This is a genomic window from Peribacillus sp. NPDC060253 (assembly GCF_042727425.1).
Lineage (GTDB): Bacteria > Bacillota > Bacilli > Bacillales > DSM-1321 > Peribacillus.
The window spans coordinates 16099-29730 of record NZ_JBHXAS010000015.1 but is presented as its reverse complement, the minus strand read 5'-3'; the positions used below and the strand labels follow the sequence as shown (position 1 = coordinate 29730).

The window sequence follows — 13632 nt, the reverse complement described above, 5'->3', positions numbered from 1 at the left end:
ATGGATAAGGAATCAATGGATAAACATCGATTGGAAGAAGGTATGGTAACTGATTTTGAAAAGGAAATGTCCTATGGAGACTACCTGCATTTAGATCAAATATTATCAAGTCAGCATCTGCTTTCTGGTCATCACGATGAAATGTTGTTCATTGTAATTCACCAAACCAGTGAATTATGGATGAAGCTGATCCTTCATGAAATGACTGCAGCAAGGGACCATATTCAATCAGGGCGTTTGGAGCCTTCCTTTAAAATGCTATCAAGAGTGGCCAGGATCCAACAACAACTTATTCAATCTTGGAATGTACTTTCGACTTTAACTCCCTCGGATTATATGGAATTCCGCGAGAAACTAGGAAACTCTTCCGGATTTCAATCTTCTCAAAACAGGTTGATAGAATTTGCAATGGGTCAAAAGAATAGGCAGATATTAGCCGTTTTCCGTCATCAGCCTGAGCTTTATGAGAAGATGATGGCTGCTTTGAATCAACCAAGCATTTATGATGCGGCTATTGGGGCTTTGGCACAAAGGGGGCTCCCTGTTGATGAATCGGTCTTGAACAGGGATTGGTCTGAATCCTATCGGATAAATGCCAGTGTTGAAAGTGCGTGGCTGACGGTTTACCGTGATGTCCATAAATACTGGGACTTGTATGAGTTAGCCGAAAAACTCGTTGATATTGGCAGTCAGCAACAATTCTGGAGATTCAATCATATGAGCACCGTAGAACGGATCATCGGCCAAAGAATGGGAACCGGTGGATCGTCCGGTGTTAGCTATCTGAAAAAAGTGGTCGATCAGCCATTTTTTCCAGAGCTTTGGACATTAAGAACGAAACTGTAAACAATGACTGGAGAGAAAAAATATATGAGTCAATGGTTAGATATTTCTCAGAGGCTGAATGAAAATACGCCATCTTGGCCAGGTGACACAAAGTATTCATATTGCCTGAATTCATCAATAGAGAAAGGATCATCTGTAAATGTAGGGGAAATTCGGATGAGTACCCATTTAGGAACACATATTGATGCTCCCTTTCATTTTGATGGAAATGGAAAAAAAGTCATTGAACTTGATCTTGATTTATATATGGGCACTGCACTTGTAGTAAAGGTGGACGCTGCTGAAAGTATCAGCATTGAATCCTTCAAAGGCATCGAATTGACAGGGGTCCAACGATTGTTGCTGGCAACGGGACAATGGAAGGACCTCAGCCGTTTTCCTGATTGGATTCCACCTGTTGAACCAGAATTAGCTCCCTTCCTTGCAAATAAAGGAGTGAGGCTGTTAGGCCTGGATTTACCATCCGTTGACCATCTCGACAGCAAGGAATTGCCGGCCCACCATGCTATGTCAGACTGCGGCATTCATATCTTGGAAGGCCTGGTCCTTGAAGGTTTGGAGCCTGGGCTGTACGACCTGGCTGCATTGCCCCTTGCTTTAGAGGCAGGGGACGGGAGCCCCGTCAGGGCAGTAGTGAAAAAGAAGGGCTGATGAGGGGGATATGGGGGATGGGCAAAATTGGAGTTTATGGATCTTCCTTCGATCCAGTCACAAATGTACATTTATGGACAGCATCCACCATCGCGCATCGTGCTAAGCTAGACAAGGTGATTTTTTTGCCTTGCGCAAATGGGCGCATCGATAAACAGATGAAAACGAGCAATGAACACCGTTGGGATATGCTTGGATTGGCAATAAGGGGCAACCCGATATTCGAAGTTAGTGATTATGAAATTAATGAACGGGCTGGGACGAGTAAACAATATACTTGGTATACGATGGAATACTTTAAATCACGATACCCAAAGGATGAAGTTTATTTTATAATGGGTGCCGATTTACTTGAAGATATTGATAATCAGGAGTTACCGGTACACCTGCGATGGAAATTCAGGAAAAAATTGATTGCTAATCATAAATTCATCGTTATGGCACGGGACGGGATAGATATGTTGAAAATCATATCCAAAAGTCCTTTGCTTAGGAATTATGATGATGGTAATACATTTCACCTTATAGATAAAGGCCTTTCCATGGAAATTAGTTCAACATATATAAGAGATGAATTCGCGATGGGTGGGGAACCAAGATATTTACTGCCTGATCAATGTTATCAGTATATTATAGAAAATAAGCTGTATCAAAAAGAATCAAAGCCTTAATGGCTTGCCTAGGTAATTAAAGGGCTCAATCTCTCCGTTGAGATTGAGCTCTTTTCATTTCAATAAATTCTTTCGCCTTATATATGAGAATGAGTTTAAAAAAAGGACATATTCATTAACAAAAACATAGTTGACAACTTGGTATACTTTGCTTTATGTTAGGGATACATAAAATCAGAATATTCGCTGATCAGAAAACTGAAGGCATACTATCTCCTTGAATAAAATTATAAAGTAGGAAATAGTATGCCTTTTTTGTTGCAAAAAAGTGAAAAACAGGGGGAAGTCTATGAAAAAGTTGATGGTATTGTCAAGTTTGATTTTAGCCTTCGGAGTACTGGCAGGATGCAATTCGGAAAAAACGGGAGGAGAAGGGAAATCAAAGTCTGTCGAGTTATTGAATGTGTCATATGATCCAACACGGGAACTGTATCAGGAATTCAATGAAGCGTTTGTGAAGCATTGGAAAGAAGAATCGGGTCAGGATGTAACCATTAAACAATCCCATGGCGGTTCTGGTAAACAAGGCCGGGCTGTTATTGACGGATTGGAAGCGGATGTCGTTACATTGGCATTGGCATATGATATTGATGCAATACACGATGCTAGTAACCTATTAGCGGCGGATTGGCAGAAACGCTTACCGGAAAACTCTACACCTTACACATCAACCATTGTGTTTTTGGTGAAAAAAGATAACCCAAAAGGAATTAAAGATTGGGACGATTTAATCAAAAAGGATGTATCCGTCATTACACCAAATCCAAAGACAAGCGGAGGGGCAAGGTGGAATTATCTGGCTGCCTGGGCATATGCAGAGAAGAAATATGATAATGACGAAGCAAAAGTGAAGAATTTCATGAAAAAACTATATCAGAATGTTGAGGTTTTGGATTCGGGAGCACGTGGTGCCACGACCACTTTTGTGGAAAGGGGAATTGGTGACGTGCTTATAGCTTGGGAGAATGAAGCCTATTTAACACTGGAAGAATTCGGTGATGATAAATATGAAATCGTCAATCCTTCAATCAGTATATTAGCTGAGCCTCCTGTAGCCGTAGTCGATGAAGTGGTCAAGAAAAAAGGAACCAAGGAAGTGGCTGAAGCCTATCTGGAATACCTATACACCGATGCCGGACAAGAAATTGCCGCGAAAAACTTCTATCGTCCGAGGCATGAGAAGATTCTCGCTAAATATGAAGATCAATTTGCAAATATCGATATGGTGACTGTTGATGATAAGTTTGGCGGGTGGAAAAAAGCCCAAGAAACACATTTCAATGACGGTGGTACGTTTGACGAAATTTATCAACCGAAATAAGCATGGAGGGAGAAGGTGTGTGTTTACATCTTCTCCTTCATAAATCATAAGAAAGAGCTGGGGCGAAGCGATGAATATAGTGACAGAAGGTAAACGAAAGAAAAAGAGGACCATACCCGGTTTTGGATTGACGATGGGTTTTACGCTGCTGTATCTCACCATCATCGTTTTGATCCCATTATCCATGGTTTTTCTAAACACATTTACAATGGGATTTCAGGATTTCTGGGCGACCATAACAGAACCAAGGGTGGTCGCTTCGTATAAATTGAGTTTTATGACAGCGTTAACTGCGGCCTTTGTGAACGCAGTTTTTGGCGTTTTAATTGCTTGGGTGCTTACTCGTTATGAGTTTCCCGGCAAACGGATCATCGACGGACTGGTTGATTTGCCTTTTGCCCTCCCGACTGCCGTGGCAGGGATCACTTTGACCACCTTGTACTCACCGAATGGATGGATCGGCCAACTTTTTAGCTTTAAAGTCGCTTACACTCCTGCCGGGATCATCATCGCCCTTATATTTATCGGTCTTCCATTCGTTGTGCGGATGGTTCAACCAGTGCTTGAAAATGTTGAAAAAGGAATGGAAGAAGCATCTGCTTCATTAGGGGCGAATCGAATGCAGACATTCATTAATATTATCTTTCCGGAATTGGTTCCAGCGATATTGACGGGTTTTGCCCTTTCTTTTGCAAGGGCACTTGGAGAGTATGGATCCGTTGTATTCATTGCAGGAAATATGCCGTTTAAAACGGAAATTTCCCCGCTCATCATCATGACAAAGCTCGAACAATATGATTATGAAGGGGCAACCGCTGTAGCAGCCGTCATGCTTATTATTACATTTCTAATTTTGTTCACCATCAATATCTTACAATGGTGGACTGGCAAAAGATTTTCTGGGAAGTAGTAGGAGGGGACATGTTGGAACATGAACATACAGTGGTTGGAAAAACGAATGACCCAGTCATTATAACGAGAAACGCGACAAAAGAGCCTAAATCCATACAGTGGATCCTTATTTCCATTGTGTTGTTATTCCTGACTTTGTTTTTAGTTGTCCCATTAGTCGCGATCTTTGTAAAGGCCTTTGAAAAAGGTGCCGAAGCTTATTTTGCCGCCATAGCCCATCCGGATTCCTTGGCTGCCATTAAATTAACATTGATCGTTGTCCTCATCACCGTCCCCCTCAATGCCATATTTGGGGTAGTGGCTGCATGGACGATAACAAAATATGATTTTAAGGGAAAAAACTTCTTAATAACGTTGATTGATTTACCCTTTTCGGTTTCACCCGTCATTGCCGGTTTGATTTTTGTCCTTCTGTTCGGCTTACATGGGGCACTTGGTCCGATGTTGCAATCATTTGACATTAAAGTGATCTTTTCGATACCAGGGATTGTCATCGCCTCCATTTTCATTACTTTCCCATTCATTGCGCGTGAATTGATCCCGCTCATGCAAAGTCAGGGGACATCTGAAGAAGAGGCCTCTCTCACACTAGGTGCAGGAGGGTTTAAGACATTTTGGTACGTAACGCTCCCTAATATTAAATGGGGATTATTATATGGGGTCATACTTTGCAATGCTAGGACAATCGGAGAATTCGGAGCTGTATCGGTCGTATCGGGCCATATACGAGGGATGACCAACACCATGCCGCTTCATATTGAAATCTTATATAATGAATATCAATTTTCTGCCGCCTTTGCCGTTGCATCCCTGATGTCCATTTTTGCGATCATCACCTTGATCATTAAAAGTTTCATTGAATGGAAAACCGACTATAAATCAACAAAAGCGAGTTAGGAGGGAAAGTAATGAGTATCATCATTGAAAATATTACAAAATATTACGGTTCTTATCAGGCTCTTCAAGACATCAATTTGGAAATAAAGAGCGGGGAACTCGTAGCCCTTCTCGGCCCTTCCGGATCAGGAAAGACGTCATTGCTGCGTATCATTGCGGGGCTTGAACAGGCAGAGAACGGAAATATCCTGTTCAATGAAGAGAATTACACGCATAAGCATGTAAAAGATCGAAATGTGGGGTTTGTCTTTCAGCATTATGCCCTTTTTCGAAATATGACTATCTTTGATAATATTGCCTATGGATTAAAGGTCCGGCCAAGAAAAATAAGGCCCAGTAAAAAAGTGATTGAAGAAAAAGTTACCGAATTGCTTCAGCTCGTCAAGTTGGAAGGATATAAAGATCGTTATCCATCCCAATTATCAGGCGGCCAGCGTCAGCGTGTGGCATTGGCAAGGGCACTTGCGGTTGAACCGAACATTCTTTTACTTGATGAACCATTCGGGGCATTGGATGCAAAAGTTCGTAAGGAACTTCGGCGTTGGCTAAGAAGGCTTCATGATGAATTCAATGTTACGAGTGTGTTCGTGACGCATGATCAAGAAGAAGCGATGGATGTTGCTGATCGGGTCGTTATCATGAATGAAGGTAAAATTGAACAGATCGGAACTCCTGAAGAAGTATATGATCAACCTAAAAATCCATTTGTTTATGATTTCCTAGGGAGTGTCAATCTTTTCAAGGGCAACGTACATCAAGGGAAATTGGTAACGGGAAATGTCGAAATGAATGCTCCGGACAGTGAAGATGGAGTGAGTACAGGTTATGTAAGGGCTCATAACTTTATCATTGAAAGAGAATCATCTGAAAAGGATTCGATTGCATCAGTTATTGACCACATTCATGCAATTGGTCCCATTGTCCATATAGAAGTAATTCGTCAGGATACAAACGAACCGCTTGAAATCGAACTGACAAAAGAACAATATATGAATCTGGAATTAAGGAAAGGCGAAGAAGTGTTTGTCCGACCAAAAGAATTGAGAGTCTTTGTCGACTATATGGCTGGAATTTAAACATGGGTCGAAAATTGACGAAAAAACCGCTGATGAGCGGTTTTTTGTTTTTTTCGAGATGGGAATATTACTGGCTTTCCTTAAAAGAACGGTAATAAGCTGCCGATTGCTTTAAAAAGTGCTTCTATGCTTTCGAAATAGAATGTATGACCTGCCAATGGTCTGTAGCCCTTAGGTGCTAAACACTAGATAGAAAGTCTTGTATAAAGAAATGAAGAGGCACATGTAAAATAATGGTCCTAATATCACGTAAAAAAGTCGAAATTTTACCTTTAATGTTAAAAATGAAATGTAATTGTAATATTGTTATCACGTATTTGACAAAATGTGATGATATACTACGAATTAAGTAAAAACATAGTGGGATTTTAGAAATGTATTTAATATTGTTACAACCTTAGAAGATTACATAACGAATAAAAAAATAGAGAAGAGTTCCCAGCAATTTATTTTGACTAATCATTTTTCATAGAGAAAAAGAAGTGGGTCGATGGAAATGCAAGGGGAGGAAAGCAGGGGAAATGAGTTTGAAGAAAAAACTTATCGTATTGAACACGACAATTATGCTCGGATTAGGAAGCGCTTTTGCCATACCGTCAGTAAAGGCTGAATCATCTATATCGGATATTCAATCAGAACGCACAGGAGTACAATCGGATATTTCAGAGGCAAATCAAGTTATTCAGGAACTGAACAAAGAACAATCGAAAATGAATTCCCAAATTGCCCAGATCGAAACGGCAATGAAAGAAAATGATGAAAAAATTAAAGATACTAAACAAGAAATTACAGACACGGAAAAAGATATAGATTCATTAAAGAAAGAGATTAAAGCGTTGGAAGAAAGAATCGCAAAACGCGAGGAAGTATTGAAAGAGCGCGCCCGTTCATTCCAAGAGAGCGGTGGAGACGTTGAGTATCTGGAAGTTGTTTTAGGTTCTAAAAGCTTTGGTGAATTTGTTAATCGTGTTGGAGCGGTAGCAACTATTGTGGAAGCGGACCAACAGATTCTAAAAGAACAGGAAGCGGATAAAGCTGACTTAGAAAAAAAACAAGCAACTGTAGAGAAAAAATTGCAAAGCCTAAAGGATATGGAAGTAGAACTTAAAGGCATGCAATCTCAAATTGAAGATCAAAAAGCAGAAATGGTTAATATGAAGGCAAAGATTGAAAAGAAAGAATCAGAAACAGAGGCCCTTAAACAATCTTTAGAGAATAAAGATGCAGGGTTAGAATCGCAAATTGCATCAATTCGTGAAAATATCAAAAAAGAGGAAGAACGTAAAGCATCTGAAAAAGCGGAACTTGACCGTGCTGCGGATGAAGTGAAATCATCTTCAAATTCTTCTCGTAACGAATCATCAAGCTCGTCTAAAGGCGAAGCGTCAGCAACAACTGCGTCTAAAGATGAATCATCTTCAAATTCATCTAAAAACAGTTCTGCTGATAAACCTAAAGCCAGTAAAACTGAAACATCAAGCAAGCCAAGCAGTGCAAATACAGGCTCTGCCATTACAGCAGGCTATAAATATATCGGTAACTCCACATATAAATTTGGTGGCGGAAGAACGGCATCCGACATTGCGAACGGTCGTTTCGATTGTTCAGCGTTCGTTGCATGGGCATATAAACAAGCTGGTGTGAATCTTCCAGCTAGTACGGGAGCATTGACAAGTGCAGGACGTCAAGTATCTAAAAGCCAAATGCAACCTGGAGATCTAGTATTTTTCAATACCTATAAAACGGATGGACATGTTGGTATTTATGTTGGTGGCAACAAGTTTATCGGTTCTCAAAGTTCAACAGGTGTCGCCATTGCTAATATGGGAAGCGGATATTGGGCAGAAAAATTCAATGGCCGTGTTGTTCGTGTAAATTAATAGTTCAGAAATAAGCAGGGAAGCAAATGCCCTGCTTATTTTTTTTGAAAAAAATTCGAAAAAAGTGAAACTTATTTTGATATTAAACGTAAATACTATAAGATAAAACAAGGATAGGTGATGTGGACTTTCAGTAAAGTTAGGAAACATATAATGAAACAGCATTCCATACTATTAAACGGAGGCAAAAAAACATGATGAAAAAATTAATGGCTGCATTACTTACGATTACACTAGCATTCTCGCCAGTCGGCACCTATGTATTCCAAGATCATTCTGAGTCAGTCGATGCAAGAGGCTACAAATCAGGTAAAAGAAGTTTTAATAGCAACAACAACAATAATAATTCGAATTTCCAAAATAAACAAACGAACAAATCAGATGCTACTACTAAAGCAAAGACGGATACGAAAAGTGGAAGCTCGTTTGCTAAAGGCGGCTTAATGAAAGGAATTATGCTAGGAGGACTGGCAGGTTTACTTTTTGGTGGCCTATTCGCCAATATGGGAGCGCTTGGTTCCATTCTTGGTCTATTAATCAACGTGTTAGCGGTTGTTGTATTAGTGGTTGTAATCCGTAAAATATTCACATATTTCAAAGATAAGAAGAAGAAAGAGGATACAAACCCATGGAGAGGCTAAAGATTTCCGAACAGGATATCATCAATGCCGTTTGTGTTTACATTGCCCGTAAAAAGCAGGTAGAGCCTAATGAGGTAGAAGTTGAGTTAATGTATGATGATGATTATGGTTTTTCGGCTGAAACGTTTGTCGATGGCCGGAAACAAGTATTAATTACCATCAACTTGATAGAAGCGCTTCGCTTATGGCTTGATGAATATTTGAATAAAGATCCATATTCGGGTATTGAGCTTGTTTTGGATGATGAAGAAGGCATAGTCGCTTTAATAACTGAAAGTAGTAATCGATAAATAAAAAAGGATGCCGTATAGGCATCCTTTTTTTATTTTGAAGGCTAGTCGCTTTGGAATAAGGGAGTTTATTAAGGAAGTAGAATTATAGTCAAAACTACTAAAAAACTCGGCATGAGATAGGTTGCCTCCTATTTAGCAGGATAGATCAACATCATCTCACCACTTATTTTGTAATAATGGAATGGTTTTATAAGAATGGTCGCATTAAAATTCATTTATATTCCATTTGTTGCAAAAGATGGTCGGTGGAAGTAGGATGGATATATGCTAAATCCAAAGGGGGAGAATGTGTGACAAGTTATATAGAAGATATAACTTTCTTGAATGAAAAGGCCATAAAATTCGGTAATGAAGAAGTGGAGGCGATACTTGTACCGGAATTAGGTAGCAATCTTTTTTCGTTGAAGTTCAAGCGAAAGGATATTGAAGTGCTGCGAACCCCGGATAGTTTGGAAGACTATAGAAAAGTGCCCATTTTATTTGGAATGCCCATCTTGTTTCCTCCCAATCGGATTGAAGATGGCCAATATACATATAAGCACACCGTGTATAAATTTCCAATCAATGAAAAGGAAAAATCCAATCATATCCATGGCTTTTTGCATGATAAGCCATGGCAAGTCGTTAAAAAGGAAGTGGAAGGGGATCAAATTTTCATAAAGACTGAATTTTTAAGCAAGGATTTTCCTTATCTAAGAAGTTGTTTTCCACAAGACCTCATCGTGACTATGTCTTTGTTTTTAATGGATGAAACACTGGATATACAATTGGAAATTACCAACAAGGGCATTGAACCCTTTCCGTGGGGGGCGGGTTATCATACGGTATTCAATTTTCCATTTGGACCAGATAGTAAGTTGGAGGATTGCAAAATAGCACTTCCCATCAATAAACAATGGAAGTTGAATGAAAGGTCATTACCTACCGGTGAAATTCAGGAAACGGCCAATGCGTTGGCAATCCAAAATGGATTCAGCGTGGGTGATCGGCTGTTTGATGATCTATTTGGCTATGAAAGTGATTTGAAAAACGAATGTACACTCACAGACCAGGATGCAGGCGTACAAGTCGTGTATCATGGCGATCAACATTTCAAGTATTGGGTATTGTTCAATCAGGAGGGTTTTGTATGCCCTGAACCATACACATGGGTAACGAATGCTCCCAATCTGGATTTACCGGCCGAATTGACTGGTTTAAGGGAGTTAAGCGCAGGGGAAACAGTTCAGCTGAATACAAAACTGGTGATGAAAGAAATATAAAAAAACACCTTGGCAGATATGTTTGCCAAGGTGTTTAGAATTATGCTTTCTTTTTCATCCAGAGTGGGTATAGAACGAATCCAAGGACATATAAGGCAATACCAAGTATGAATGTTTTCAAATCAGCTGTACCTGTCTTGATGACCCAAATCGAGTAGACTAATGCCAGGATGGTGATAATGCCATCGCGAACCCTCGAGCCCTTCATGATGTCATACGTTTCCCCCGTCATGACTAATTTCAATTGATACAGAACAGATGCAAGATAAGGAATCAAATAAGCGAGTGTAGCGACGATCATTGAGAATTTATAAGCTTCTAAAATGGTTCCCGAAATAGTGGAGAATAAGAATATCTGTGTCATGATATTTGTTATTGTCATAGAACGGACAGGTGTGCCATTTTTGTTCGCTTTTGCAAAATAGGACGGAAAAAGATCTGATTTCGCTGCCTGATAAGGAACTTCAGATGCAACGACAATCCATCCGATTGTAGATCCTAATAAGGAAATGACGGCAAGAGCGGCCATTAAATACGTTCCGCTTGAGCCAACTACAGCTTGTAATGCATCAACAAGTGGCTTTTGTGAAACTTTCAGATCTTCTTGTGATATAGCACCCATTGTCAATAAAGTAATGCCGATATAAATGGCAACGGCGATAAATAATCCAAGAATCGTCGCTTTCTTTACATCATTTTGCGACTTGGCACGATTTGAAAGCATGACGGCAGCTTCAATTCCAATGAAGGCCCATAATGTTGAAATTGCAGCAGCATTAACTTGAGCACCTAAAGAGATGGAGGTACCAGCTTTATCGTAAAATTCAGCACCATTTCCTAGATTGGAAGAATCAAATATGAATATCGTGACAATGATGAAAAATAAGAAACCAAGCACTTTTGTAACCGTAGCAAAAAGATTCATTTTCCCAGCACTGTTAAAACTTCTTACCAAGATTGCCTGAATCCCCCATAGGGCAATGGAACATACTGCAAATGTTAGGAATTTACCAAGTTCGAGTTGAAACGAACCTGCTGTATAAATCACTTTCGTACTATGCAACACCGGGAAAAACGTCGACAGGTAGCCAGCAAATGATATGATGACAGACGCTGTTGCTGCCCAATTCGCGGCCCAATACCCCCAAGCCATGCTATAACCCGAGATCCTTCCTTTAGCAGGAGATCTAAATAATGCTTGAGCATAACTTTGAGGCCCTGCCTTCAATTCAGGTTTCCGGACAGCCAAGTTACCAAATACAAGTGCTATTAAAAATACTCCCAGTCCAGTAACGATCCATGCCAATGTGGATCCTAATGGACTGGATACTTGTGCTAATTGAGCGGGGAGCATGAAGATTCCGCCGCCGACCATATTTCCAATTACGAATGTGGTCAAAATCAATAAACCCCATTTTTTATTTACCATTTATAATCGAACCTTTCTTAAATGCAATATGTGAGTTTTATTTACGGACAACTTATACTAAAATAGTATATCTCAAATAGTTTAGTTTGGTAAAGTGGTAAATAAGTAAAATGTAAAACACAGATTAATCAGAAAATTATAGTATGTCATTGACAAAAGGAAGAGATTGGATTATATTGGTTAATACCAAGTTAATTGGTAAGAATAATGTAGTTTATCGTGTTGAAGCTCCTATTGCATAAGTAACTCCTGAATATTGCCGATTAGTCAACTAAAGGCACCCTTACATCTAAACTGTTAGATGGTGGGTGCCTTTTATTTCTTATAGTGAAGGGAGGGGAATATGGAGTTCCTATGAACGGGTTATTCTAATTCGCACATTAATTGATGAGGATATAATAGGTAAACTAAATTCCTCAAGAAAACATTGAAAGTGGGAAGAGTACGTGTGGTTTTCGTACGATCTCTTTTTGACATTAGGTATGAAACGTAGCTTTATTACCAGTAATAAAGGGGAGATATTATGGAAAAGCAAGAAGAATTGAAAATCAGGCATATTATTTCAAGTCTGGAAAATCTACAATATGGATCCGTCATAATTACCGTACATGATGGGGAGATCACACAGGTGGATACAACGGAGAAGAAACGATTCCCGTTAGTGAAGGGGCGGGCTGTAAAAGCTAGATGAATACCAGTTATTAAAGGAGCTTTCGATACGAAGGCTCTTATTTTGCGTTATTAAATAGAAATTTATTCAATCGGGAATTTCGAAGAAGATTGTACTGCTTTTTACATGGTAGAATAAGTTAAGGGATAGAGAAGTTTTTAAAGGGAATTAGATGATATCTTAAGGAGGAATAGGGAATCGATGACCTTACAAACGATAGAAAACGATATCTTAGCTTTAGTTGAAACATTTAATGGAAAAATTGCTTATAAAATAGAAAATGGTCATGGGGATACGATTGGTTATCATGAGACAGACTCCTTTCAATCGGCAAGTTTGATCAAAATACCAATGATCATCGAAGGGTATCGACAAAGTGAACAAAAGAAAATCTATTTGAACCAACCAGTGACAATACCCCCTAATGAAGTGACTGGGGGATCAGGGGTCCTGCATGTCTTGTCGAATAAAGTCTTTTTAACTGTTGAAGATTTATTGACCTTGATGATAACTGTATCTGACAATACATCGACAAATATGATGATGAGTTTGTTGGGCTTCGATGAAATTAATCAATGCATAAAGGAGCTTGGTTTGAAAAATACCATCCTTGAACGGAAAATGCAGGATTTTAAGGCATTAAAGGAAGGGCGGGACAATACCATTTCGGCAGAAGATACGATTACCTGCCTTAAAGCTATACATACAGGTGACTTTTTAACGAAAGAAAGCCAGGAAAAAATTATGCGTGTATTTGACAATCAGCAATTGAGAGATAAACTTCCATCACTGATGGGCAGAGAAGTGAAGATCGCCAGCAAAACAGGTGGAATTCGGGGCGTTGCCCATGATTGTGCAATCATTCGGTCAGAATCTCAAACTGTTTATGCTGCCGTTCTTACTGAAGATATAAAAACAGAGGAAGAAAGCCGTCAAGTAATCAGTAAAATTGGTAAGTTGATTTATGATGATATGGTCGCCGAATAGATTGTTTCCGATCCAGTTCTTGGAATGGTAAAAGGGTTAGCAAGATGATAATAAGAAGGAGCGGGAAGTCAAACAGATTTCCCGCTCCTTTAAGCC

14 protein-coding genes are annotated in these 13632 nt (G+C 39.5%); 13 read left to right on the top strand and 1 reads right to left on the bottom strand.

Features of this window, described 5'->3' with window-relative positions; genetic code table 11:
- The 11 genes from kynA to ACFWE9_RS06175 all read left to right on the top strand — a co-directional run bounded on the left by kynA (position 1) and on the right by ACFWE9_RS06175 (position 10450).
- On the top strand, positions 1-846 hold the full coding sequence (gene kynA, locus ACFWE9_RS06225; RefSeq protein WP_230157754.1) for a tryptophan 2,3-dioxygenase: 846 nt from the start codon (positions 1-3) through the stop codon (positions 844-846).
- Between the two features lie 24 nt (positions 847-870).
- Positions 871-1497, top strand: a complete 627-nt coding sequence (gene kynB / locus ACFWE9_RS06220) for an arylformamidase (protein WP_230157746.1) — start codon at positions 871-873, stop codon at positions 1495-1497.
- Between the two features lie 17 nt (positions 1498-1514).
- Complete coding sequence (nadD, locus tag ACFWE9_RS06215) at positions 1515-2168, top strand: nicotinate (nicotinamide) nucleotide adenylyltransferase (RefSeq protein ID WP_230157743.1); 654 nt, start codon at positions 1515-1517, stop codon at positions 2166-2168.
- Positions 2169-2436: 268 nt separating this feature from the next.
- The gene (locus ACFWE9_RS06210; RefSeq protein ID WP_377356058.1) at positions 2437-3489 is read left to right on the top strand and encodes a sulfate ABC transporter substrate-binding protein; all 1053 of its coding nucleotides are present in this window, start codon (positions 2437-2439) and stop codon (positions 3487-3489) included.
- Positions 3490-3559: 70 nt separating this feature from the next.
- A complete protein-coding gene (cysT, locus tag ACFWE9_RS06205; protein WP_230157739.1) occupies positions 3560-4399 on the top strand; it encodes a sulfate ABC transporter permease subunit CysT in 840 nt (279 codons plus the stop codon).
- A 59-nt stretch (positions 4400-4458) separates the two neighbouring features.
- A complete protein-coding gene (cysW, locus tag ACFWE9_RS06200; RefSeq protein WP_377356094.1) occupies positions 4459-5298 on the top strand; it encodes a sulfate ABC transporter permease subunit CysW in 840 nt (279 codons plus the stop codon).
- Between the two features lie 11 nt (positions 5299-5309).
- Positions 5310-6374 carry a sulfate/molybdate ABC transporter ATP-binding protein gene (locus ACFWE9_RS06195; protein WP_230157727.1) on the top strand — a complete coding sequence of 355 codons (1065 nt, stop codon included), beginning with the start codon at positions 5310-5312 and terminating at the stop codon, positions 6372-6374.
- Between the two features lie 521 nt (positions 6375-6895).
- Positions 6896-8254, top strand: a complete 1359-nt coding sequence (locus tag ACFWE9_RS06190) for a C40 family peptidase (protein WP_230157726.1) — start codon at positions 6896-6898, stop codon at positions 8252-8254.
- 197 nt (positions 8255-8451) lie between these two features.
- On the top strand, positions 8452-8895 hold the full coding sequence (locus ACFWE9_RS06185; protein WP_230157879.1) for a hypothetical protein: 444 nt from the start codon (positions 8452-8454) through the stop codon (positions 8893-8895).
- Positions 8883-9185, top strand: a complete 303-nt coding sequence (locus ACFWE9_RS06180; RefSeq protein ID WP_230157725.1) for a YxcD family protein — start codon at positions 8883-8885, stop codon at positions 9183-9185. The genes ACFWE9_RS06185 and ACFWE9_RS06180 overlap by 13 nt, the downstream gene beginning before the upstream one ends.
- 293 nt (positions 9186-9478) lie before the next feature.
- Complete coding sequence (locus ACFWE9_RS06175; RefSeq protein WP_230157723.1) at positions 9479-10450, top strand: aldose 1-epimerase; 972 nt, start codon at positions 9479-9481, stop codon at positions 10448-10450.
- A gap of 40 nt (positions 10451-10490) precedes the next feature.
- Here the strand turns inward: ACFWE9_RS06175 and ACFWE9_RS06170 are convergent, their stop codons facing one another.
- Positions 10491-11879: an amino acid permease gene (locus tag ACFWE9_RS06170; protein ID WP_230157721.1), complete on the bottom strand. Its 1389-nt coding sequence runs from the start codon at positions 11877-11879 to the stop codon at positions 10491-10493.
- Between the two features lie 523 nt (positions 11880-12402).
- On the opposite strand from ACFWE9_RS06170, the gene ACFWE9_RS06165 reads away from it, so the two are divergent.
- Together ACFWE9_RS06165 and ACFWE9_RS06160 are read left to right on the top strand one after the other, a co-directional pair.
- Positions 12403-12570: a YezD family protein gene (locus ACFWE9_RS06165; protein ID WP_377356053.1), complete on the top strand. Its 168-nt coding sequence runs from the start codon at positions 12403-12405 to the stop codon at positions 12568-12570.
- Positions 12571-12750: 180 nt separating this feature from the next.
- Positions 12751-13536 carry a serine hydrolase gene (locus ACFWE9_RS06160; RefSeq protein WP_230157716.1) on the top strand — a complete coding sequence of 262 codons (786 nt, stop codon included), beginning with the start codon at positions 12751-12753 and terminating at the stop codon, positions 13534-13536.
- The last annotated feature ends 96 nt before the right edge of the window (positions 13537-13632 follow it).